Annotated in this window: 19 protein-coding genes; 13 read left to right on the top strand and 6 right to left on the bottom strand. The window is 72.2% G+C overall.

Annotation, left to right across the window (positions count from 1 at the left end; genetic code table 11):
• Positions 1-60: 60 nt before the first annotated feature.
• Together AW271_RS42230 and AW271_RS07365 are read right to left on the bottom strand one after the other, a co-directional pair.
• Entirely contained in the window at positions 61-2,955 is a 2,895-nt protein-coding gene (locus AW271_RS42230) for a bifunctional FdrA/YlbE family protein (protein WP_245652978.1), read from the bottom strand.
• Positions 2,952-3,854, bottom strand: a complete 903-nt coding sequence (locus tag AW271_RS07365; protein WP_062333920.1) for an oxamate carbamoyltransferase subunit AllH family protein — start codon at positions 3,852-3,854, stop codon at positions 2,952-2,954. The genes AW271_RS42230 and AW271_RS07365 overlap by 4 nt, the downstream gene beginning before the upstream one ends.
• A 165-nt stretch (positions 3,855-4,019) precedes the next feature.
• On the opposite strand from AW271_RS07365, the gene AW271_RS07360 reads away from it, so the two are divergent.
• The 5 genes from AW271_RS07360 (at position 4,020) to cutA (ending at position 10,918) form a co-directional block, all read left to right on the top strand.
• The gene (locus AW271_RS07360; RefSeq protein ID WP_062333917.1) at positions 4,020-5,630 is read left to right on the top strand and encodes a PucR family transcriptional regulator; all 1,611 of its coding nucleotides are present in this window, start codon (positions 4,020-4,022) and stop codon (positions 5,628-5,630) included.
• Positions 5,631-5,896: 266 nt separating this feature from the next.
• Positions 5,897-7,216: a uracil-xanthine permease family protein gene (locus AW271_RS07355; RefSeq protein WP_062333914.1), complete on the top strand. Its 1,320-nt coding sequence runs from the start codon at positions 5,897-5,899 to the stop codon at positions 7,214-7,216.
• The gene (locus tag AW271_RS07350; RefSeq protein WP_062333911.1) at positions 7,217-8,029 is read left to right on the top strand and encodes an FAD binding domain-containing protein; all 813 of its coding nucleotides are present in this window, start codon (positions 7,217-7,219) and stop codon (positions 8,027-8,029) included. It begins immediately after the preceding gene.
• Entirely contained in the window at positions 8,022-8,498 is a 477-nt protein-coding gene (locus AW271_RS07345; RefSeq protein WP_062333908.1) for a (2Fe-2S)-binding protein, read from the top strand. The genes AW271_RS07350 and AW271_RS07345 overlap by 8 nt, the downstream gene beginning before the upstream one ends.
• The gene (cutA, locus tag AW271_RS07340) at positions 8,495-10,918 is read left to right on the top strand and encodes an aerobic carbon-monoxide dehydrogenase large subunit (protein ID WP_062333906.1); all 2,424 of its coding nucleotides are present in this window, start codon (positions 8,495-8,497) and stop codon (positions 10,916-10,918) included. Before AW271_RS07345 ends, cutA begins: the two co-directional genes overlap by 4 nt.
• On the opposite strand, the gene cydB is transcribed toward cutA, so the two are convergent.
• Both cydB and AW271_RS07330 read right to left on the bottom strand, forming a co-directional pair.
• Entirely contained in the window at positions 10,855-11,763 is a 909-nt protein-coding gene (gene cydB, locus AW271_RS07335) for a cytochrome d ubiquinol oxidase subunit II (RefSeq protein WP_062333905.1), read from the bottom strand. The genes cutA and cydB overlap by 64 nt on opposite strands.
• Positions 11,764-11,773: 10 nt before the next feature.
• Positions 11,774-13,204, bottom strand: a complete 1,431-nt coding sequence (locus AW271_RS07330) for a cytochrome ubiquinol oxidase subunit I (RefSeq protein WP_062333904.1) — start codon at positions 13,202-13,204, stop codon at positions 11,774-11,776.
• A 360-nt stretch (positions 13,205-13,564) separates the two neighbouring features.
• Between AW271_RS07330 and AW271_RS07325 the strand changes: the two genes are divergently transcribed.
• Complete coding sequence (locus AW271_RS07325) at positions 13,565-14,254, top strand: DUF8817 family protein (RefSeq protein ID WP_062333903.1); 690 nt, start codon at positions 13,565-13,567, stop codon at positions 14,252-14,254.
• A gap of 2 nt (positions 14,255-14,256) precedes the next feature.
• On the top strand, positions 14,257-14,817 hold the full coding sequence (locus tag AW271_RS07320; protein ID WP_062335269.1) for a helix-turn-helix transcriptional regulator: 561 nt from the start codon (positions 14,257-14,259) through the stop codon (positions 14,815-14,817).
• 4 nt (positions 14,818-14,821) lie between these two features.
• Here the strand turns inward: AW271_RS07320 and AW271_RS07315 are convergent, their stop codons facing one another.
• On the bottom strand, positions 14,822-15,652 hold the full coding sequence (locus AW271_RS07315; protein WP_063817903.1) for a polysaccharide deacetylase family protein: 831 nt from the start codon (positions 15,650-15,652) through the stop codon (positions 14,822-14,824).
• Positions 15,653-15,663: 11 nt separating this feature from the next.
• The gene (locus AW271_RS07305; RefSeq protein ID WP_063817902.1) at positions 15,664-16,311 is read right to left on the bottom strand and encodes a TetR/AcrR family transcriptional regulator; all 648 of its coding nucleotides are present in this window, start codon (positions 16,309-16,311) and stop codon (positions 15,664-15,666) included.
• Between the two features lie 87 nt (positions 16,312-16,398).
• On the opposite strand from AW271_RS07305, the gene AW271_RS07300 reads away from it, so the two are divergent.
• The 6 genes from AW271_RS07300 (at position 16,399) to AW271_RS07275 (ending at position 23,782) form a co-directional block, all read left to right on the top strand.
• Positions 16,399-17,379: a quinone oxidoreductase family protein gene (locus AW271_RS07300; RefSeq protein ID WP_063817901.1), complete on the top strand. Its 981-nt coding sequence runs from the start codon at positions 16,399-16,401 to the stop codon at positions 17,377-17,379.
• 116 nt (positions 17,380-17,495) lie between these two features.
• Entirely contained in the window at positions 17,496-18,146 is a 651-nt protein-coding gene (locus AW271_RS07295) for an SRPBCC family protein (protein ID WP_062333895.1), read from the top strand.
• Between the two features lie 33 nt (positions 18,147-18,179).
• Complete coding sequence (locus AW271_RS07290; protein ID WP_062333891.1) at positions 18,180-19,076, top strand: hypothetical protein; 897 nt, start codon at positions 18,180-18,182, stop codon at positions 19,074-19,076.
• A 39-nt stretch (positions 19,077-19,115) separates the two neighbouring features.
• Complete coding sequence (locus AW271_RS07285) at positions 19,116-19,760, top strand: DsbA family oxidoreductase (protein ID WP_062333887.1); 645 nt, start codon at positions 19,116-19,118, stop codon at positions 19,758-19,760.
• 196 nt (positions 19,761-19,956) lie between these two features.
• Positions 19,957-21,975 carry a hydantoinase/oxoprolinase family protein gene (locus AW271_RS07280; RefSeq protein ID WP_062333884.1) on the top strand — a complete coding sequence of 673 codons (2,019 nt, stop codon included), beginning with the start codon at positions 19,957-19,959 and terminating at the stop codon, positions 21,973-21,975.
• Positions 21,962-23,782, top strand: a complete 1,821-nt coding sequence (locus AW271_RS07275; RefSeq protein ID WP_157553953.1) for a hydantoinase B/oxoprolinase family protein — start codon at positions 21,962-21,964, stop codon at positions 23,780-23,782. The genes AW271_RS07280 and AW271_RS07275 overlap by 14 nt, the downstream gene beginning before the upstream one ends.
• Positions 23,783-23,826: the final 44 nt, after the last annotated feature.

Below are 23,826 nucleotides of genomic sequence, written 5' to 3'. Positions count from 1 at the left end.
ACCCGCGCGATTTTCTGAGGTTGGCCACCGATATTAGGGTCAAACCAGGGTCAAAGGGAATTAAACCCGGGCCAAAGCGGCCAGCGCGGCGGTGAAAGCCTCCATCGGGGGACTCACCAGACCCGCTCCGACCTGCCCTGTTCCGGCGACGCGCCCGGCGATACCCGTATTGACTACCGGCAGCACCGAGGTCCGCGTGACCAGTGTGACATCGATACCGGCGGGCGTGCCGCGGAACCCGAGACCCGGGATCTGGTAAACGGGGTGCTCGGCGAGAGTGATCTCGTACATGGCGGTGGTGGCGGCGACCGCGTCGGCGACGTCGCCGCCCACGAACCGGACGATCGCCGGCGCGGCGGCCATCGAGAAGCCGCCCAGGCCGACGGTCTCGGTGATGGTCGAGTCGCCGATGTCGGGGTTGGCGTCATCGGGGCCGTAGGCGCCCAGATAGAGGCCGTCGGGCACGCCCGCCGGGCCGGTGAACCAGCGGTCGCCGAGGCCGGAGACCTGGATGCCGAAGTCGGTGCCGTTGCGGGCCATCGCCACGACCATCGAGGAGCCCTCGACGTTCCGCGCCGCGTCGGCGGCGACCTTGGCGGCGGCCATGCCGGCGTTGAGGAAGAAGTGGTCGTTGCCGTTGACGAACCGGAGGATCTCGGCGGCCCGGTTCGGGACGGCGTCGACGATGGCCGGGGCGAGCTCCCTGACCATGAGAGAGGTGGCGGCCCGGTTGCGGTTGTGCAGCTCGTCGCCCATCTGGAGGGCCTGCGCGATCAGGTTGCGCAGGTCGAGCGGGCCGGTGACCTTCATGACCTCGGCCAGCGCCGGGCCCAGGACCTCGCCCATCCACCGCAGCCGCTCGATCACCTCGGGCCCGTAGGCGCCGTAGCGGAGCACCTTGCCCAGCCCCTCGTTGAGCGAGCAGTAGGCGGTGCCGCCGTTCTCGGCGTCGTGCACCTCCAGCATCCACATGGACGGGGACACGACGCCCGCCATGGGCCCGACGGTCCGGTGGTGGTGACAGGAGTCGAGCGTGACCTCGCCCCCCGCGAGCTTCCGCTCGGCCTCCTCGGCGTCGGCGGCGAGCCCCTCGAACAACATCCCGCCGATGAGCGCGCCCCGCATGGGCCCGGAGGCCCGTTCCCACTCGATGGGCGGCCCGGCGTGGAAGAAGGTCCCCTTCGGGAGGTCCAGGACGTCTCCGGCCCGCCTGACCCCCACGAGATGCGGCCGCGCGCTGAGCATCCGGCCCACGGCCTTCTCGTTGGCCGCCTTCCGCCGCGGATCGGCCATGACGGCCGCCAGGTCGGCGGCCATCCCCTGGACGGGAGGCCGCCAGTCGACGGACGTGTGCACCACGGCCTGCTGGTCGAGCGCCTCGGCCAGGATCGACGCGCCCACCGAGATGACCGAGGGCTCCGCCGAGAGCATGGCCAGAGGATGGCCCGCCCACCCGCCCTGAGAGGCTGCCGCCTCTCCAGGCGCCTCGGCTCCGCCGCCGTTCAAGGCCGCGCCGCTCCCGGCCGCACCGGTCCCGGCCGCGCTGGTTTCGCCTGCGTTGGGCTTGGGCCGGGTGGCCGGGCGGGGTTCTGAGGCGGGCATGCCCGCCAGGACCGCCGCTCTCCTCGCCGCTTCGGCGTTCGAGGTGTAGACCTCGGCGCCCGATTCGAACAGGCGGGCCGCCTGGGCCTGGAGGTTCTGGGGGTCGCCCTCCGTGCCGACCAGGGCGACCACGACGGACACGCCGCGCGACTTCGCGGCGGCGACGGCGGCCGACAGGGAGGCGGCCGGGTCGGGGTCGGAGCCGTGGCCCAGGACGACGTCCAGGAGCACGACGCCCTCGGTCACCGCGTCGAGGGCCTCCAGGCGGAGGGCGGGGTCGATCATGGGGTGGGCGCGGCCCACGGTGTACTCGTCGTCGCCGAAGTCGGTGAAGTCGCCCGTGCCGGCGATCAGGCGGGCCTCGGTGCAGAGGGTGCCGCCCGAGTAGAGGCCGCGCAGGGGGCCGCCGCCGGGTTCGGTGTTGCCGGGCCAGCTGGGCCAGACCGGGATCGCGGCGCCGACGGCGCGCAGCACCGATTCGGCCGCCGCGGTGAGGTCGGGCTGCCCCTCGCCGAGCAGGGCCGTGATGACGGGCTTGGGGCTCTTGGCGATCGCCTCGCCCAGGCGGGCCGCCACGCCGGGGTCCGGGGGCTTGGAGACCACGACGACCAGTTCGGTCGCGGGGTCGGCGATCAGGGCGTCCAGGGCCTGGAGGGCGGACCGGCCGCCGACCTCGGCGCCCAGGTCGCGGCCGCCGACGCCGAGCACGTGGCTGACGCCGACCCCGGCCAGGTCGAGCAGGGTGGTGAGCTGCTGCGCGCCGGTCCCGGAGGCGGCGACCACGCCGACCGCGCCGGGGCGGACCACGTTGGCGAAGCCCAGGCCCGCGCCGCCGACGACGGCGGTGCCGCAGTCGGGGCCCATGACCAGCACGCCGCGCTCGCGGGCGAGGTCCTTGAGCGTCACTTCGCGCGCCACCGGCACGTTGTCGCTGAAGATCATCACGGAGTGGCCGGCGTCGACCGCCTCCATCGCCTCGGTGAAGGCGTGCTCGCCCGGCACGCTGACCAGCACGACCGCCGACGGGTCGGCCAGGCGCGTGGCGGCCCGGATCGTGCGGGGGAGGGCCTCCTCGCGGCCGCGCGTCTCGGCCCGGGCCGACAACTGCCGTTCCAGGTCGGCCGCGGCGTCGTGGAGCTCGGCGTCCGTCGTCGCCCGGATCGCGACCAGCAGGTCGCCGGCCGTCGCGGCCGGGACGTCGAAGCCCGCGTCGGCGGCGAGTTCGACGTTCAGGGCCGTCGCCATCGCCACGATCGCCAGTTCGACCCCCGGGCGGCCGGTCAGCGCCTGGCTGACCCGCATCAGGCTGACCGAGTCGTGATAGACCCCCGGACGGATCTCCACCAGGTTCACTCAGCGTCCCTCTCACCAAGTCCGAGGACGGCCGACACTCCCGTCCTGATGCCCCACGCCAGGTCGGCGCCCGAGGTGTGCCCCAGCCGGAGCAGGCGGTGCGCCGCCGGTTCCAGCGGCTGCCGGCCGGTGAGGCCGCGCAGCACCGCGAGGGTCTCCAGGCCCGCCTCGCCGCGCGCCGCGCAGTGCAGCAGCGTCGCGGAGATCGGGGTGGTCCGGGTGCGGGCGTCGAAGGTCACCGCGGCGGCCAGCCAGTCGGCCAGCCACACGGCCCGGCCGACCCCGGCCGCCGTGCCGACGGAGCGCAGGGTGACCAGGAGCCCGGCCAGCATGTCGTCGCCGCTCGGCGTCAGGCCCGGCCCCAGGCCCATGAGCTGCTCGGCCGCGGTGATCGCGTCGACGAGCGAGCCCCGGTGGCAGCCGGCCGACAACAACGCGGACGCGCCGCCGCTCTCCAGGCCGGGCTGCCGGGGGGAGGAGAGGCAGATGTCGTGGAGGACGGGGAGGGTCCTGGCGAGGGCCGTGCCGGAGACGGGACCCAGCGGCGGGGCGGGGTCCCACCAGCGGCGGACCCGCACGGCCCGGCCGCCGGCCTCGACGACCCCGTCGCCGACCCAGGCGTCGTCGCCGGCCGAGAAGCCCTCCAGCGAGCCGGTCAGCACAACGGCGTTGGGCAGCCGGGTGGCCTCACCCGTCACCAGAGCGAGCACTCGCGGCTCGGTCTCGGTCCGCACCTCCAGGTAGACCGCCAAGGGGAAGGCGGCCAGCACCCGGGCGGGGCGGCGCGGGGCCTCCAGAAGCGGCCGGAGACTGGTGGCGGCGGCCCCGGACAGGTACGTGACCTCGGGCTGCGCCGTCTGCACCGGGCGGCGGCTTCGAGGGCGTGTACCTACAGCCACGAGTCCTCCCTCATCCGAACCCCCATTAGAAGGGACGCTAGAACGCGACCCCCGGGGTCCGTACGGGGAAATCTGCCAACAGTCGGCCAAATGCTTGGCTCTTCCTGACAGTCGCCCAGTCAGGCACAATTTGCGGAGAACGTTCAAATCCCCCCGGAGCGCACCATGTCGACGGATCCCGCTGCACCCGCCATGCGGCTCGCCAGCACCGGAACGATCATCCACGGGGTGACGGTCGGAGAGGTCCTGGGAGTCTCCACCCTCGCCGGGGCGCGGCTCATCGCCGGGAAGACCGGGCTCGACCGCATCGTCCAGCGCCTCAACGTCATGGAGGTGCCCGACATCCTGGCGTGGGTGAAGCCCAACGAACTGCTGCTCACGACCGGTTACCCGCTCAGGAACACTCCCCAGTCGCTGGGCCGCCTTGTGGCGGATCTTGACGAACGCGGCCTGTCGGCCCTCGCCATCAAGCTGGGCCGATACCTCGACGAACTGCCCGCCGAGATGATCGAGCAGGCCGACCGGCTGGGCTTCCCGCTGATCATCCTGCCGAACGACGTTGGGTTCGACGACATCCTCAACCAGGTGCTCACCGACATCCTCAACCGGCAGGCCGCCATCCTCGCCCGCGCCGAGGACGCCCACCGGGGCCTCGTCCAGATCGTGCTCGCGGGCGGCGGCATGCGCGAGGTGACCGCCGAGGTGGCCGGGCTGCTGGAGGTCGCCGTCGCCGCCATGGACGTCTCGGGCGCGACCCTGGCCGCCGCCGGGGGCTCCGAGCAGGTGGCGATGTTGCGCGACGCGTACATGATCAGCGGGCCGGGGCGCGACCAGCCCGAGCCGATGGTGCGGGCCGACGGCCACTACGCCGTCGTGCCGATCGTGGCCGGGGGCCACCACCACGGCCGCATCGTCGCCTTCAGCCAGGCCGGCACGCTGCGCGAGAGCGACATCCGGATCCTGGAGCGGGCCGCGACCGTCGCCGCGCTCGTCATCACCAAGCAGGAGGCGGTCAACGCCGTCGAGAGCAAGTACCGCGCCGACTTCCTGCGCGACGTGCTCACCGGCCGGGGCGGCGGGCGCATCGCCGAACGTGCCAAGGCGTTCGGCTGGGACCTGGAGCGCCCCGTCAGCGTCATGGTCGCCGAACTCGACCCCGAGAGCGACGAGCGCACCGCGCAGGACCGGCTGCTGGCCGTCTGGCAGGCCGCCGTCCGCCGCCACGACCCGCGCGGCGCGGTCGCCGGGTTCTCCCACGAGGTCGTCGTCATCGTCGGGGCCGGGGCCGACACCGCCCGGCTCGCCACCGCCGCGCAGGCCGCCTTCGCCGAGTGCACCTTCTCCACCGGCATGAGCCGGATCGCCTCCGGCGCCGAGGGGCTCGCCGACGCCTACGCCCAGGCGCTCAAGGCCGCCCGGGTGGGCCGCCAGCTCCACGGCAACGGCGCGGTCGCGCACTTCGACCAACTTGGGGTCTACCGCCTGCTGTCGCTCGTCAACGACACCGCCGAACTGCACGCCTTCGTCCGCGAGACCCTGGGCGCGCTGGCCGGCGACGACGACGCCGAGAACGCCGACCTGCGCCGCACCCTCCACGTCCTGCTGGAGACCAACCTCAACGTGGCCGAGACCGCCCGGCGGCTGCACTTCCACTACAACACCCTGCGCTACCGCATCGGGAAACTCGAGCGCCTGCTCGGCAACTTCACCGAAGACGCCCACCTGCGCCTCAATCTGACGCTGGCGCTCCATGTCCTCAACATGCGGGGTATCTAGCGCCCGTCTATTGGGCAACCTCGAACGCCTGGTCGGCAACTTCACCGAGGACGCCCACCTGCGTCTCAATCTGACGCTGGCGCTCCATGTCCTCAACATGCGCGGCATCTGAGGTCGGTTGTTTGGCACATGCTGCCCGTGTGCTACAGAGATCACGGGCCTAATGTGCCCGCAACAGCCCAGGTAGAAGGGCTGCTGAATGTTTTGCCGCGCTGGGATGCCTGCGGGGTGGCCACCAGGTGTCGGCCCGTTGCAAAGGGGCTCACATGGCTTTCGGGTGGAAGGTACACGGAGAAAAGGGCACGCTCGCCCCCGGCGAGGTCGTCAAGCCCGACGAGCGGTTGTCGTGGCCGCGCATGGTCGGGTTCGGCGCCCAGCACGTCATCGCGATGTTCGGCGCCACGTTCGTCTTCCCGGTGGTGATGGGGCTCGACCCCAACGTCGCGGTGATGATGAGCGGCGTCGCGACGATCATCTTCCTGCTCATCGTGAACGGGAAGATCCCCAGCTACCTCGGCACGTCGGCGTCGTTCGTCGGCGGCGCGGCCGCGATCACCGCCGAGGGCGGCAGCCCGGCCACGATCACGGGCGCGATCCTGGTGGCGGGCGTCGTGCTCGCGTTGTGCGGCGTGGTCATCCACTTCCTCGGCATAGGGGTCATCAACCGGATCTTCCCGCCGGTCGTGACCGGCGCGGTCGTCATGCTCATCGGCTTCGGCCTGGCCTACGTCGTGGCCGACATCTACTGGCCGCAGGACCAGTGGATCGCCCTCATCACGATGCTCGTCACCTTCGTGATCATCGCCCTGTTCCGCGGCTTCGTCGGCCGGCTCGGCATCCTGATCGGCCTCGTCGCCGGTTTCGTGCTCTCGTGGGTCGCCGACCGGGTCTTCGGCCAGATCACCGCCCCCACGGGCGCCGGCGAGGTCACCAGTCACTTCCGGGTCGACTTCGGCGGCGTGGAGCAGGCGGCCTGGTTCGGCCTGCCGAACTTCCACGCGCCCGACTTCAAGCTCTCGGCCATCATCGTGGTGCTCCCGGCGGTCATCGCTCTCATCGCCGAGAACATCGGCCACGTCAAGGCCGTCGGCGAGATGACCGGCGCCGACGTCGACCCGGTCATGGGCAAGGCCATCATCGGCGACGGCGTCGCCACGGTGGTCACCTCGGCCGTGGGCGGCTCGCCCACCACCACCTACGCGGAGAACATCGGCGTCATGGCCGCCACCCGCGTCTACTCCACGCTGGCCTACTACATCGCCGCCGTCATCGCGATCCTGCTGGGCCTGGTGCCCAAGTTCGGCGCGCTCGTCTACGCGATCCCGGGCGGCGTGCTCGGTGGCGTCACCGTCATCCTGTACGGCATGATCGGCCTCCTCGGCGCCAAGATCTGGATCGAGAACCGGGTCGACTTCGCCGATCCGGTCAACATGGTCCCGATCGGCGCGGGCATCATCCTGGCCATCGGCCCGGTCAACATGCAGATCGTCGAGGGCTTCGACCTCGGCGGCATCGCCCTGGGCACGGTGGTCGTCCTGGGCGGATACCACCTGCTTCGAGCCCTGTCGGGGAGTAGAACGGTTTAAGTGAAGCCTCCTTCGTTCGTCTACCACGCTCCCGCCACGGTGGCCGAGGCCGTCGAGGCCCTCACCGCGGCGGGAGCCGACGGGAAGGTGCTGGCCGGGGGCCAGAGCCTCATCCCGCTCATGAACATGCGGCTGGCCGCGCCCGGCCAGCTGGTCGACATCAACCACGTGGCCGGGCTCGGCGAGATCACCGCCGAGGCCGGGGGAGTCCGGGTCGGCGCGCTGGCCCGGCACGCCGAGGTCGAGGCCAGCGAGACCGCGTTCGCGGCGCAGCCCCTCGTGCGGCGGGCGCTGCGGCTGGTGGCCCACCCGGCGGTCCGCAACCGGGGCACCACCGTGGGGAGCATCGTGCACGCCGACCCGGCCGCCGAGATGCCGGCCGTGCTGGCGCTGCTCGGCGGGTCGGTGCGGGTGCGCGGGGCCGGCGGGGAACGCGACATCCCGGCCGCCGAGTTCTTCACCGGGCCGATGGAGTCGTCGTTGCGCACCGGGGAGCTGGCCGTGTCGGCGTTCTTCCCGTCCGCCGAGGGCGGGACCGCGATCGTCGAGGTGGCGCGGCGGCACGGCGACTACGCCATGGCGGGGGTCGCGGCGCTGGTCGCGCCCGGCCACGCCCGGGTCGCCTGCCTGAGCGTCGGGGCGGTGCCCGTGGTCGTCGACGTCACCGAGGCCGAGGGCGACTGGACGCGGGCGGCGGAACTCGTACAGGAGCGGATCGAGCCGGAGGCCGACATCCACGCCACCGCCGACTACCGGCGGCACCTGACCGGGGTGCTGGCCGCCCGGGCGCTGAAGGAGGCCGCCGATGCATGACGTGACGTTGATCGTGAACGGGGTGCCGCGGCACGCGCGGGTGCCCGCGCGGCGGCTGCTGAGCGACTTCCTCCGCCACGACCTCGGGCTGACCGGCACCCACGTCGGGTGCGAGCACGGGGTCTGCGGGGCCTGCACGGTGCTGCTCGACGGGCGGCCGGTGCGGGCCTGCCTGACCTTCGCGGCGTCGGTCGCCGGGCACGAGGTCACCACGGTCGAGGGGCTGGCCGACGGCGACCGGTTGTCGCCGGTGCAGCGGGCCTTCGCCGAGTGCCACGGCCTCCAGTGCGGGTTCTGCACGCCCGGGTTCCTGACGACGGTGACCGCGTTCCTGCGGGAGAACCCCGCGCCCGCCGACGACGAGGCGATCGAGGCGGTGGCGGGCAACCTGTGCCGGTGCACGGGCTACCAGAACATCGTGAAGTCGGTGCACCGCGCCGCCGAGCTGATGGCCGAGGAGGGCCCGTGACGACCAAGCTGTTCGGCGAGCCGGTCCGCCGCAGGGAGGACGCCCGGCTGGTCGCCGGGAACGGCCGCTACCTCGACGACCTGGGCGCGGGCGCGCTGGCCGTGGCGTTCGTCCGGTCGCCGCACGCGCACGCCCGCATCACCGGCATCGACGTCGACGACGCGATCGACGTCGAGGGCCTGGTCGCGATCTACACGTGGGAGGACCTGCCCGAGGGCGTGCGGGAGCCGCTGCCGCTGCTGATCCCCCACCCGGCGCTGACCCACGGGCGCACCGCCTACTGCCTGGCCAAGGACGTCGTGCGGCACGTCGGCGAGCCGATCGTCATGGTCGTCGCGACCGACCGGTACGTCGCCGAGGACGTCTGCGAGCGGATCCAGGTCTCCTACGAGTTCCTGAAGCCGGTCGTCGGGCTGGAGAACGCCGTCGAGGGGCCCAACCTGGTCCACGACGACGTGCCGGGCAACGTCGGGGCCCACCTGGTGCAGGAGGTCGCCCACCGCGACGGCCGCGCCACCCGCGACGTCATCGCCGCCGCGCCCCACACGCTGACGTTCCGGCTCGACATCGAGCGCTCGGCGTGCATGCCGATGGAGGGCAAGGGGGTGTACGCCCGCTGGGACGCCGACGACCGTTCCCTGCGCGTCTACAGCTCCACCCAGACGTCCACGAGCGTGCGCATGGCCATCGCGGCCAAGCTCGGGCTGCCCCTGCCGAAGGTCGAGGTCATCGCGCCCGACGTCGGCGGCGGGTTCGGGGTGAAGATCGTGCACCCGTGGCCGGAGGAGATCCTGGTCCCGTGGGCGGCCCGGCTGCTGAACCGCGAGGTCAAGTGGACCGAGGACCGGCGGGAGCACTTCGTCTCCTCGGCCCACGAGCGGGCCCAGGTGCAGCACGTCACGGTGGGGTTCGACGACGAGGGCCGCGTCCTCGGGCTCGACGTCGAGATCCTGCACGACCACGGCGCCTACACGCCCTACGGCATCATCGTGCCGATCATCACCTCGACGCAGCTGCTGGGGCCGTACAAGATCGGCTCCTACCGGGTCGAGTTCTTCTCCGTCTACACCAACACCGTGCAGGTCACCCCCTACCGGGGGGCCGGGCGCCCGCAGGGCGTGTTCTGCATGGAGCGCACGATGGACAAGATCGCCCAGTACCTCGGCAAGGACCGGACCGACGTGCGGGCCGTGAACTTCATCCAGCCCGACGAGTTCCCCTACGACCAGCAGATGATCTTTCAGGACGGCCGCCCGCTGATCTACGACAGCGGCGACTACCCCGAGTCGCTGCGCAAGCTGAAGGACCTGATCGGCTGGGACGACTTCCCCGCGCTGCAGGCCGAGGCCGCCGCGGAAGGCAGGCGGATCGGCATCGGGGTCGGCTGCTACGTCGAGGGAACGGGCGTCGGGCCCTACGAGGGCGGCCACGTCCAAGTGACCTCCGACGGGCGGGTGCACGTCTCCACCGGGCTCACCTCCCAGGGGCAGGGCCACGAGACGGTGTTCGCCCAGATCGCCGCGACCGAGCTCGGCGTGCCGATCGAGAAGGTGTCGGTCGTCACCGGCGACACCCGGCGGTTCGGCTACGCCGTCGGCACGTTCGCCTCCCGGGCCGCCGTGATGAGCGGCAACGCCATCGCCCTGGCGTGCCGGAAGGTCAAGGAGAAGGCGCTGCAGATCGCGGCCGACGCGCTGGAGGCCGACCCGGCCGACCTGGAGATCACCGACGGCATGGTGCACGTCGTGGGCGCCCCCAGCGCCTCGATCCCGCTCGCCACCGTCGCGGTGCTCTCCAACCCGCTCCGGTACGCCTTCGACGAGGAGGCCAAGCGGGCCACCCAGTTCGCCACCGGCGGCAGCATGGAGAAACCCCCGGTGGCCGAGGGCCAGGAGCCGGGCCTGGAGGGCAAGGACTACTACTCGCCGGTGCGCTCGACCTTCGCGTCGGGCATGCACGCCGCCATCGTCGAGACCGACCCCGACACCGCCGAGATCAGGATCCTCCGGTACGCCGTCGTCCACGACTGCGGCAAGATGATCAACCCGATGCTGGTCGAGGGGCAGATCCACGGCGGCGTCGCCCAGGGCGTCGGCGGGGCGCTCTACGAGAAGATGGTCTACGACGAGTACGGCCAGCTGCTCAACGCCTCGTTCATGGACTTCCTGATGCCCTACGTCACCGAGATCCCGACGATCGAGACCGACCATTTGGAGACCCCGTCCCCGCTCAACCCCCTGGGCATCAAGGGGGCCGGCGAGGCCGGGGTCATCCCGGTCTCCGCGGTCATCGCGGGCGCGGTCGAGGACGCCGAGCGGATCGTCATCGACAAGATGCCGATCTCCCCGTCCGACCTCTACGCGCTGCGCGACTCCAGCAGGACCTCCGGAGCGGTCAGCCTCCTGCGGAACACCCAGTAGGTCCACGCCTGGTAGGCGATGACCCCGGGGAGCGCGATGAGGCCGATCCACGTGAGGATCGTGAGCGTGTAGGGGGCCGAGGCGGCCGACTCGACCGTGAGCCCCGGCAGGGGCTCGGGGTGCAGCGCGAGGAACGTCGCGGCGGTGGTCGCCACGATCGTGACCGCCGTGCACGCGAACGCCCACCCCTCGCGCCCGCCCCAGACGAGCGCCACCCCGGCCGCGTACGTCGCCATGGCGACGTACGCCGGCCAGGCGTCCAGCCGCCACAGGGCGAAGGCCACCACCGGCACGAGCACCACGCCGGCCACCCAGGCGAGCTCCCGGGCGCGGGCCCTGACCGGGCCCTTGGTCTTCAGCGCGACGAACACCGCGCCGTGCACCAGCGCCAGGCCCAGCGACAGCAGGCCGCCCATGACGGTCGCGAACGCCGAGGCGAACAGCACGTTGCCGAAGATCGCCCCCCACAGGAAGGCGGGCAGCACGCTGCCGGTGACGATCGCGGCGTCCACCAGCGGGGTCTCCCTGGCGCGCACCTTGCCGCGCCATTCGAGCCCCACGCCGCGCACGATCAGCGCCAGGACGACCATGACGGCCGCCAGGTAGAACTGGCTGAGGAAGCCGGCGTACCAGGCGGGGAAGGCGGCGAACATGGCGCCGATCGCGGTGATCAGCCACACCTCGTTGCCGTCCCAGACCGGGCCGATGGTCCGCAGCACCTGGCGGCGCTCGGCCTCGCCGCGGGCCAGGACCGGCATCAGCGCGCCGACCCCGAAGTCGAAGCCCTCCAGGACGAAGTAGCCGGTCCAGAGGAAGGCGATCACGATGAACCAGAACGTGGTCATGTCGGGCACCTCAGTACATCAGGGTCGGGACGCGGCGTTCGGTGTCGTCGGACACCACGGCCGGCATCGGCTCGTCGGGGCCCGCCTTGACGTGCCGGATCAGCAGGATCGCCTCGGCGACCGTGAGGACGCCGTACACGAGGGTGAACAGGCCCAGCGAGATCGCGACCTCGGTCAGGCTCACGCCCGGCGACACGCTCGCCGCGGTGAGCAGCTCGCCCTGGACGGTCCAGGGCTGGCGGCCGATCTCGCTCAGCAGCCATCCGGAGATGATCGCGGCGATCGGCAGCGGCAGCGCGAGCACGCAGAGCCGGGCGAACCAGGTCGGCACCGGGCGGGCGCGGCGGCCCCGGCCGCGGGTCAGGAAGAGCCCGAGGAAGGCCAGCCCCACGGTGGCCAGGCCGAACACGATCATCACCCGGAAGGAGAGGTAGACGATCGGCAGGTTCGGCACGTAGTCGCCGGGGCCGAACTGGGCGACCAGGCGCTGCTGGATGTCGTCGATTCCCTGGACGACGGCGTTCGGGTCGTGCGCCGACAGCAGGCTCAGCATGTTGGGGATCTCGATCCCCGGCACCGGCGAGAACGGCGCCCCGGCGGTGTCGTGCCGCAGCCCCTCGGCGGCGGCCAGCTTCATCGGCTGCTGCGTGTGCAGCAGCTGCCCCGACATGTCCCCGGTCAGCGCGACGATCGCCCCCGCGATCGCGGTCATCACCAGCGCGCCGCGCAGCGCCGCCCGCCACATGTCCACCTCGCGGCGCATCGGCGCGGTGACGTCGGCGAAGTCCTTCCTGCGGGGGATCAGCCCGGTGGCGTTGCGCTCCCGCAGGATCCGGTAACCCGCCACCGCCAGCACGAACCCGCCCGCCACCACGAACGACCCGGCCACCACGTGGGGCACCTGCGCGAGCGCGGTCGAGTTGGTCAGCACCGCCCACAGGTCGGTCATCCGGGCCTTGCCGTCGACCACCTCGTAGCCGACCGGGTGCTTCATCCACGCGTTCGCGGCCAGGATGAAGTAGGCCGACAGGTTCGACCCGATGACCGCCGCCCAGATCGTGGCCAGGTGGAGCTTCTTGGGCAGCTTGTCCCAGCCGAAGATCCACAAGCCGAGGAACGTCGACTCCAGGAAGAACGCCAGCAGCGCCTCGAGGGCCAGCGGCGCCCCGAAGACGTCGCCGACGAAGATCGAGTACTCGCTCCAGTTCATGCCGAACTGGAACTCCTGCACGATCCCGGTGACCACGCCCATCGCGAAGTTGATCAGGAACAGCTTGCCGAAGAACTTCGTCAGCGTCAGGTAGTGCTCTTTGCCGGTGCGATACCAGGCGGTCTGCAGGCCGGCGACGAACACGCCCAGCCCGATGGTCAGCGGTACGAAAAGAAAGTGGTAGACGGTGGTCACCCCGAACTGCCACCGTGCCAGGTCCAAAGCGTCCATGGTCGGTCCCCCTCCGGATGCTCTACGGGGCGTAGTGCTACTTCAAGTAGTACTACAGCTTGTAGAGCTCAACCTCCGGTGTCTGCTGCGATCTTCGTCACATGCGTGGCCGACCGGGATCCGGAGCTCTCCCAACCCCCGGATCCCGGTGCGCACAACCCCCGTTGCGGTACCGAGAATGCCGCGCCGGGTGTCCCGGCCGACAGGGACGAGCGCCCTGTCCGCACGGGATTTCCGCTGCCACCGAATGTCCCGCACCGGCGGGCCCGCGGGCGTCCGCCGGGAGGCTGATCGGGGGGTACACCGCGCGGGTGAGATGCCCTAGGCTGCTAGTCAAATTTGATTAGTGGAGGAGGCGAGATGGCCGGAGAGAAGACCGTGCCGCTGTTGCCGTGCGGATCGATCGACGAGATCGAGGAGTTCTACCTGGCGCTGGGCTTCGTCCGGACCTACCGGCAGGTCCGGCCCAACCCCTACGTCGCGTTGCGGCGGGACGACCTGCACCTGGGCTTCTTCGGCATGCCCGACTTCAAGCCGGAGGACTCCTACGGGACCTGCGTGGTGCTGGTGCCCGACATCGCGGCGCTGCACGCGGCCTTCGCGGCGGGCATGCGGGCGGCGTACGGCAAGGTGCTGGTGGCCGGGATCCCGCGGATGACCCGGCCGCGCAGCCGGAAGAACGCCGACGGCGTGACGGGGTTCTCGGTGGTCGACCCCGGCGGCAACTGGATCAGGATCACGGCCGGCGCGCCCGAACAGGCCCCCGACGAGCCCTCGGGCACCCTGGCCAGGAGCCTGCGCAGCGCGGTCGTCATGGGCGACTCCCACGGCAACGACGAGCAGGCGGCCCGCATCCTCGACGCCGCGCTCCTGCGCGACCAGGACACCGCCCCGGCGGCCGACCTGGTGGAGGCGCTGACCTACCGCGCCGAACTCGCGGTGCGCACCGGCGACCAGGCCCGCGCCCGGGAGTGCCTGGACCGGGCGCTGGCGCTGCCCCTCTCCGAGGCCCAGCGCGCGGCCCTCGACGACCTGGCCGGGCAGGGGTGATCGTGTCCGCGGTCCGGCTGCTCGTCCTCGGCGCGGTCCGGCGGCACGGCCGCGCCCACGGCTACAAGGTGCGCGCCGACCTGGAGTCGTGGGGCGCGCACGAATGGTCGAACGCGACCCCCGGGTCGATCTACCACGCGCTGAAGGCCATGAGCGAGCAGGGCCTGCTGCGCGCCCACGAGACCAGCCCCAGCGAGGCCGGGGGCCCGCCCCGGATGGAGTACGAGATCACCCCTGAGGGTGACGACGCCTACCTCACCCTGCTCCGCACGGCCCTCTCCAGCCGCGATCCGCGCCTCGACCTGCTCGCCGCGGCCGTCGGCTTCGTCGACGACCTGCCCCGGGCCGAGGCCGTCGAGCTGCTCCGCCGCCGGGCCCGCGCGATGGCCGACTGGCGCGCCGCGATCACCGGCCACCTCCCGCCCGACTCCGACCTGGACGAATGGGGCCCGACCGGCGCCGTCATCGAACTGTGGCTGCACACCGCCGACAGCCGCGCCGCCTGGACCCGGCGCCTCCTCGACCGCCTGGAACAGGGCGCCTTCCGCATGGCCGGCGAATGAGGGCTCAGGAGGGGGCGGGGAGCAGGTCGTCCAGGTAGGCGCCCAGGTCGCCGATCGAGAACCCGCGCTTGTCGATCTTCCGCAGCAGCCGGGCGAAGTCCTTCGCCAGCGGCGGCCGGAAGTGCAGCAGCAGGATGTCGCCCGGATGGAGCCGCTTGTCGGGGGTCTGGTACGCGATCCGCGCGTCGGTCTGCACCGAGGCCGTCCACAGGACCATCGCGCGCATGCCGCACTTCTCGGCGGCGGTCAGCGTGGCGGCGTTCCACGAGCCGAAGGGCGGCCGGAACAACTCCGGCGCCCGGCCGACGTGCCGCTCGATCGCCTTCGCCGCGCCGCAGATCTCCGCCCGCTGCGCGTCGGGGCCGAGGGTGCGCAGGTCGGGGTGGGTGAGCGTGTGGTTCTCGATCGGCACGCCCAGGTCCCTGAAGTAGGGCCAGCCGCCCGCCCCGATGTACGTCCAGCCCGGCCCGCCCTCCTGGCCGCCCTTGGCCTCGACGGCGTCGCGGGTCGGGAAGACGGTGATCGGGATCCCGCGCTCGCGGACGATGCGCGCGAACCCGGGGTCCTGCTCCCAGCCGTCGTCGATGGTGAGGAAGACGACCTTCCGCTTGGTCGGCACGCTGCTGACGACGGGGAACCCGTCGCGCTTCATGCGGGCGACCTCACCCGGGGCCGGCAACCCGCTGGGCGTGGGCGACGGCGAGGGAGAGGGCGACGGCGAGGCGGCCGGCGAGGCGGCCGGCGGGACGACGGGCGGCGGCGGGGGAGCGGCCCCGGGCGTCGAACAGGCGCTCAGCGCGAGGGCCGAGAGGGTGATCGTGACGGCCCGGCGCATGACGCGCAATCCTAGCTCCGGGTGGTGAGACCGGCGGCGAAGGTGCCGAGGAGGCGGTCGAGCCGTGGGCCGAATTCGAGGGCCACGTGACCCCACGACGGCACCTGCTCGTAGAGCGCGGCGAGGGTCGGGGTCGGGTGGGACGACTGCCAGAGGCCCGCGGCGAGCAGGACCGCCACGGTCAGCAACTGCCCGATCTGCTCGGCCGTCAGGTCGCCCGCCCTCACCAGGGCGGCCGCGATGCCGTCGTGGGCGGCGAAGGCGGCGGTCTTGTAGCGCCGGGCGCTCTCGATGTCGGCGTCGCCCTCGAGGTGCAGGGTGGCGTGGGTCAGCAGGTCGCAGAACAGTGGGAGCGAGGTGAGCGTCCGGCTGACGACGGCGGCGATCTCGGCGGGGCTCAGGCCGGTGCGGCCGGCGACCTCCTGCTCGACGGCGTCGCGCCACCGGGCCCAGCCGCGCTCGGCCAGCTCCAGCAGCAGTTGTTCCTTGCCGGCGTAGTAGCGGCGCACGCCGGTCCGGTGCAGGCCGGCCCGTTCGGTGACCGCGGCCAGGGTGACGTGGCGGACCCCGCCCAGGTCGTGGGCGAGCGCCTCGGCCGCGTTCAGGAGTTCCTCGGCGCGGCGTTCCTTGTCCCCGGCCGACCGGGCCCTCTGACGCATGCGGCGAGCTTAGCGCATCGTGGGGTGCGTTATCATCGATTTAACGCATCGTTGGGTGCGTTAAGTCTGCGAAAGAGGCGACACCACGTGAAAGCCGTCCACGCCACCGCGTTCGGGGACCCGAGCGTCCTGTCGATCACCGAACTGCCCGACCCGGAGCCGGGTCCGGGGCAGCTCACGATCGACGTCACCCATTCGGCGGTCGGGCTGGTCGACCTGTTCCTCCGGCAGGGCCTCTACCGCGACCGTCCGGGCCTGCCGCGACCGCCGTTCGTGCCCGGGCTGGAGGTCGCGGGCACGGTGCGCGCCCTCGGCGCGGGCGTCACCGGGTTCGCCGTGGGGGAGCGGGTCGTCTCCATGTCCGCCACGGGCGCCGGGGGCTACGCCGCGGTCTACGTCGCCGACGCCGCGCTCGTCGCCTCGACCGAACGCCACGGCATCGCCCCCGCCCTGGCGGTCGCGGTCGTCCCGAACGCCGCGATGGCCTACGCCGCGCTCACCGGCGTGGCCCACCTGGCGGAGGGCGAGAGCGTGCTGGTGCACGGGGCGCTCGGCGGCTTCGCGGCCGCGTTCCCCGGCATGGCGCGCCGGCTGGGCGCCGCCCGGGTCGTCGGTACCGTCCGGACCGGAAGGCTCCCGCACGCGGCCGCGACCACGTTGCCCTACGACCTGATCGTCGACTCCGCGGAACTGCCGGACGCGCTCGGCGACGAGAGGTTCGATGTGGTGGTCGACGCCGTCGGCGGGGAGGTCCGCACCCGGAGCCTTTCGCTGGTGCGGCCCGGCGGGCGGGTGATCGTGGCGGGCAACGCCAGTGGCGACTGGAACCACCAGGTCGACACCAACCGGTTGTGGCTGGGCGGCGTCACCGTGGCCGGCTTCAACGCGGGCGCGTACCTGCCCGCCCATCCGGAGGTGGTGCGGCCCGCCCTCGACGCCGCCCTGGAGGTCGTGGCCGCCGGGCTCGGCGACGTCGGGATCGAGATCCTGCCGTTCGAGGAGGCCGCCACCGCGCACGAGCGCATGCGGAGCCGCGACCTGGCCGGGCGGATCGTCCTCACTCCGTGACGTCCGGTCTACGCTGTGAACATCTGCACGGCGCCGGGGCCTCCGGGCGGCAGATGTTGCCGTACTCGCCGGTCGCCTGGATTCTCTAGTGTGCTCGGCAACCGAGGGAGGTGGCCGTGAAGGTCGTCGGCAGTGCCCTGATCGGGGCGGAACGGTCGAAGGTCTGGGACGCTCTGCAGGATCCGGCCGTGCTGGTGCGCACCATCCCCGGCTGCCAGCGCCTGGAGGCGGTCGGGAGCGACGTCTACACCATGACCGTCTCGGCGGGGGTGGCGTCCATCAAGGGGATCTACCAGGGGCAGGTCGCGCTCACCGACCCCGAGGAGCCCGAGGCCTTCGTGCTGAAGGCGCGCGGGCAGGGGGCGCCCGGCACGGTCGACGCGACCGTGCGGGTGCGGCTCACCGAGGAGGACGGCGGCACCCGGATCGACTACGACGCCGACGCCGTCGTCGGCGGGATGGTCGGCGGGGTCGGGCAGCGCATGCTCACCTCGGTCGCCAAGAAGATGGCGGGGGAGTTCTTCACCGCCGTGGAGAAGGACATCCTCGCGGTGCCCGCGATCTTCCCTGGCGCGCCGGTCCTCGTCGAGGGGCAGCCGGTGGGGGAGGCGGCCGTCTTCACCCGTGCCGAGACCCCGGCGACCAGGGGCGGACGTGACCGGGGGCCGCGCGCGTGGCCGCTTCTGGCCGCTTTCGGGATGGGCGCCGGAATCGCCCTGGGAAGTGCCGTCATCGGCTGGCTTCTCGGTCGTGCCGGGAAACGCTAGCGATCGGGCGATCTTTGGGCGTAACTTGTCCGCATGCGGGAGTCGCACGCGGAGGACGCTCGGGCAGAGGCACGACGGCTGACCACCGACCTGCTGGGAGAGGACCGTCCAACGGCGGCCACCCTCCTGAGGGAGGCGCAGGCCGTGCTCGGCCGCGAACGCACCCGCCGCGTGGCGGACCTGGTCCGTCTCGCCCCACTGACTCGGCGCTCAGCCGAACTGGCGGCCGTCGCCGCGCTCCTCGTCGGGACCGATGAGCTCGGCGGCGGTTGGTGGACCGTCAGCCGCGACGGGAAGCTGCCCGCCCCGGAAGAGGCGCTGGTGAAGGCGCAGCCGGTTGAGCCGTGGGGTGACCTGACCGTCCTCGAGACGCTGGCCGCGTGGGTCTCCGACGACGTCGCCGACACCCTGTGGGGCGCGCCCGTCGGCACCGCCGACCTCAACTCCTGGCAGGCCGAGGACCGGGTCGCGGTTCCCCCCGGCGCGAAGGCCGGGGCCAAGCTGGTCGTCTCGTTCGACGCGGGCGGCCGGCTCGACGCCGTCGTGGTGCGCCGCCTCGACGACGAACTCGGCACCAACCTCGACTTCAACTCCCTCCGCTACGCCCGCCCGGCCGAGGCCCAGTGGTCGTGGGGCGTCGCCGCCGGCCTCGGGCCGCACCCGCTGCCGGGGGAGGAGCCCAGCCCGTACGACACCGAGATCGACCCGAAGACCGGTCATGTGCTGCGCGAGTGGACGATCCGCCACGGCGCCACCACCGAGGAGACCGGGCCCGCCTGGCAGACCGTCGGCGACGTCGTGGCGGCCGTGGAGCGCCTCGACTGGATGTGGCGCAGCGCCGAGTGGTTCGCCTGGTGGCGCGCGGTGTCGGCGCTGGTCGACGGCCACCACGACCAGCTGACCGAACGGCTGCACGATCTGGCACGTTGACGGGAATTCGGGTGCGGGCCGTAAGGGTTGCACAGCCATGTGAAGGTTGAGATCTTTTCCGACGTCGTCTGCCCGTGGTGTTACATCGGGCACACGCGGTTCCGCGCGGCCGTCCGCGCCTATGGCAAGCCCGTTCAGGTCGCCTACCGGCCGTTCCAGCTGTCTCCCGACGCCGTCAGCGACGGCACCCCGCTCACGGCCTGGCTGGAGCGCAGGTTCGGCGGGCAGGCCCTCCAGATGATCGACCGGGTGGTCGGCGTCGCGGCCGAGGACGGTCTCGACCTCAAGTACGACCAGGCCATCGGGGCCAACACCGCCGAGGCCCACCGGCTGATCTGGCTGGCCCAGCGCGACGGCCGGGCCCCCGAGATGGCCGACCGCCTGTTCCGGGCCCACTTCACCGACGGCCTCGACGTCGGCGACGCCGCCGTGCTGGCCAAGCTCGCCGCCGAGGTGGGGGTGGACGACACCGGCGAAGGCGCCCCGGAGGTCAAGGCCGACCTCGACCGGGCCCGCGAGCTCGGCATCTCGGGTGTGCCGCTGTTCCTGTTCGAGGACAAGTACGCCGTCTCCGGCGCCCAGCCCGTCGACGTGCTGGTCGGGGCGCTGCGGGAGGTCGAGCAGCGCGAGCCGCTGTCGGTTCCCCGGGGCGACGCGTGCGCCGACGGCTACTGCCTCATCTGAACACCGTTTGGGTCCGACCGTATCCGAGCCCGGCTCAGGTCTTTGAATGGAGCGGAAAGCCGGGCTGACCTGGGGTCACACGAGCCCGGCCAGGTCGGGGTTCACGACCCGGCCGGGCAGGCTGTGACGAGTATTTTGGGATTCTTCGGCACAACCCGCTGATTCCCCACGTCGGGCAGGTCGGTAGAAACGGGGCATGTACAGCGTCCGAATCGGTGTCGACACGGGTGGCACGTTCACCGACGTGGTGCTCGTCGACGAGCGCACCGGGCAGATCGTGACGACCAAGACCCCGTCGACGCCGTCGAATCCGGCCGACGGGTTCCTGGCGGGCGTCGCGAAGGTGTTGGAGCTCCACGGCGGCGGGGTCGACCTGGCGAGCGTCTCGGCGCTGGTCCACGGCACCACGGTGGCCACCAACCAGCTCCTGGAAGACCGTCCCGACCGGTCGGACCATCTGGGCTTCGTCACCACAGAGGGCTTCGAGTTCATCCTGGAGATCGCCCGCCAGAGCGTCCCGGACGGCTACGGCAACTCCTACTTCTGGGTGAAGCCGCCCCGGATCGTCCCGGTGCACCGGGTGCGGACCGTGCCCGGCCGCCTCGACCACACCGGCGCGGAGGTCCGGCCGTTCGACGAGGCGGCCGCCGCCGAGGCCGCGCGCGGGCTCCGCGACCAGGGCGTCACCGCGATCGGGGTGTGCTTCCTGCACGCGTACGCCAACCCCGCGCACGAACGCCTCATGCGCGACGTGCTGGCCCGCGAGCACCCCGAGGCCGTGGTGTCCCTGTCGAGCGACGTGCTCCGGGAGTACCGCGAATACGAGCGCTCGGTCACCACGCTGGTCGACGCCGCGGTGAAGCCGATCATGCGGACGTACATCGGCAACCTGTCCGAGCGGCTCGGCCGCGGCTTCTCGGTGATGAAGAGCAACGGCGGGGTGTTGTCGGCGGCCGAGGTCGTCAACCAGCCCATCACCACCGTCCTGTCCGGCCCGGCGGCGGGCGCGCTCGGCGCGGCCCTGATCGCCGGCACGGCCGGGCACCCGAGCGTGATCACCCTGGACGGCGGCGGCACCAGCACCGACGTCGCCGTCATCGTCGACGGGGAGCCCTCCCAGACCACGGAGGGCTCCATCGGGCGTTACCCCTGCAAGATCCCCATGATCGACATCGTCACCGTCGGGGCGGGCGGCGGTTCGGTGGCGTGGATCTCGCCCGAGGGGACCCTGAAGGTCGGCCCCCGCTCGGCGGGGGCCGACCCGGGCCCGATCTGCTACGGCAAGGGCGGCACCGAGGTCACCGTGACCGACGCCCACGTGTTCCTCGGCCGGGTCCCGCCCCACCTGCTGGGCGGCGAGATCCCGCTCGACGCGGCGGCGGCGCGGGCCGGGATCGAGGGCCTGGCCGCCAAGCTCGGCCTCACCCCCGAGCGCTGCGCCACCGGCATCCTGGAGATCAGCGCCTTCAACCAGTCGAACGCGATCCGCCAGATCACCGTGAAGCGCGGCCTCGACGTGCGCGACTTCCCGATGGTCGCCTTCGGCGGCTCCGGCCCGCTGCTGGTCTGCCGCCTCCTCGACGTGCTGGGCCTGAAGAGCGCGATCGTGCCGCCCGACCCGGGCAACGTGTCGGCCTTCGGCCTGCTCACGGTGGACGTGAAGAACGACTACGTCCGCACTCACGTGACGACCGCCCCCGATCCCGACGAGATCGAGGCGGTCTTCCGGGATCTGGAGGCCCAGGCCGCTCTCGCCTTGGACCGGGAAGGCTTCACCGACCACGTCTACGTCCGCACCGCCGACCTGCGCTACTACGGCCAGGCCTACGAGGTGCGGGTGCCCGCCGACGGCGACGTGGAGGCCCGCTTCCACGAGGCCCACCAGAGGCTCTACGGCTACGGCTACCGCGACGACCCCCGCCACGCCGTCGAATGGGTCAACCTGCGCGTCAGCGGGGTCGGCCCGATCACCCGCCCGGCGCTGGCCCGCCGCCCCGCGCAGTTCGAGGAGCCCACCCCGATCTGCACCCGCGACGTGCACTTCGACGGCTGGGCCCGCACGGTGATCTACCGCCGCCGCGACCTGGGCGCCGGAGCCGTCGTGCCCGGTCCGGCGGTCATCGAGGAGTACGGCTCCACGCTCCCGGTCCACCCCGGCTTCACCGCGACCATGGACGACTACGGCAACCTGGAGGTGCGCCGTGAGCTTGGCTGACCCGATCCTGATCGAGATCGTCGAGGGCACCCTGGCGTCGGTCGAGATGGAGGTGGAGACCGCCATCGCCCGCACCGCCCGCTCGCCCATGATCCGCGACGCGCACGACTTCCGGGCCGGCATCCACGACGTCCGGCTGCGCAAGCTGACCGGGCGCTCCTACAGCGCCCTGGTGCAGCCGATCGTGCGCGACTTCCCGATCGAGACGATGAACCCGGGCGACGTCTTCTTCCACAACGACGTCTACCTGTCGGAGGGCGGCATCGGCCACCTGCCCGACCTGTGCGTGACCGTGCCGGTCTTCCACGACGGGCAGGTGGTGGCGTTCGTGCAGGCGTTCGGCCACCACGACGACATCGGCGGCGCCTGCCCCGGCTCGATGCCCTCGGGGGCGCGGAGCGTGTTCGAGGAGGGCCTGATGGTGCCCCCGATCCGGCTCTGGGACCGGGGCGTGCCCAACGACGCCGCCCTGCGGATCATGACGCGCAACTCCCGCATGCCCGACTCCCTGGCCGGCGACCTCGACGCGGAGTGCTCGGCCTGCCTGATGGGCGCGAGGAGGCTCGGCGAGCTCTTCGACCGCTACGGCCGCGCGGCCGTCGAGGCGTGCTTCGACGCGATCCTGGCCAAGACGACCGAGACCTTCCGCCGCGAGCTCCTGGCCAAGATCCCCGAGGGCGTGCACGTCTGGGAGGACTACGCCGAACACGACGGCGTCGACGAACCCCGCCTGCACGCCCAGCGCATCACCCTGACCGTCGACCACGCCGCCCCCGAGCCGCTGGTGATCGACTTCACCGGCACCTCACCGCAGGCCAAGGGCCCCATCAACCACGCGGGCGACTACGCCGACGGGGTGTTCCTGAAGAAGTGGCTGGCCCCGATCCTGCGGAACCTGGCCGACACCCCCGAGCGCATGGCCGAACTCGACGTCAACGAGGGCGTGGTGCCCCTGATCAAGATGGTCTTCCCGGAGAAGGGCACCCTGCTCACGCCCGTCTTCCCGGCCCCGACCAACGCCCGCACCTTCGTCATCCTGCGCCTGCTGGGCGTGCTGGCCGGCGTGCTGGCCAAGGCCACCGGCGGCCGCATGCCCGCCGACCAGGAGACCATCCGCTACACCGGCGTCTACGGCCACGACGCGGCCGGCAACGACTACCTGATGCGCGAGGTCCTCGGCGGAGGCTCGGGCGGCCGCTGGTACGCCGACGGCGAGGACACCATCCACGTGGTCCCCGACTCCCGCAACATCCCGGTGGAGTTCGCCGAGGCCCGCTGGCCGCTGCGGGTCGAACGCCTGGGCCTGGCCGTCGACAGCGGCGGCCCCGGCCGCTACCGGGGCGGCCTGGGCTACGACAAGCACATCCGCCTGCTCCGCGACGCGTCGTTCATGAGCATCGCCGACCGCTCGATCCTCAGCTGCTGGGGCGTCAACGGCGGCCGTGCGGGCCGCCCGTTCGTGGTGACGGTCGACGGCGTCGAGATGGAGGGCCTGGTCGACGACTTCCCGGTACGGGAGGGCGAGATCGTCCGGGTGCGGACGACGGGCGGCGGCGGGTGGGGTTCCCCATTCGACCGGGAGCCGTCCCGGGTCGCCGAGGACGTGCGCGACGGGAAGGTGTCGCTGGAGGCGGCGCGGGAGGACTACGGGGTGGTGTTCTCGGAGGGGCTGGAGGTGGACGAGGCGGCCACGGAGGCGCTGCGGGCGGAGTCGCGGATGCCGCAGGAGGCGTTCTTCGACCGGGGGCCGGGCTTCCCGAAGTTGTCGGGCGGCCTGCCCCACGCGGAGGTCGACGTGCGCCCGTGATCACCCTTCCCGAGGACGTTGAAACCGTGGCCGAACTCCGCGCC

Source organism: Herbidospora sakaeratensis, assembly GCF_001570525.1.
Taxonomy (GTDB): Bacteria; Actinomycetota; Actinomycetes; order Streptosporangiales; family Streptosporangiaceae; genus Herbidospora; species Herbidospora sakaeratensis.
Note: the sequence above shows the minus strand (reverse complement) of the source record. Positions and strands in the feature narration are given on the sequence as shown.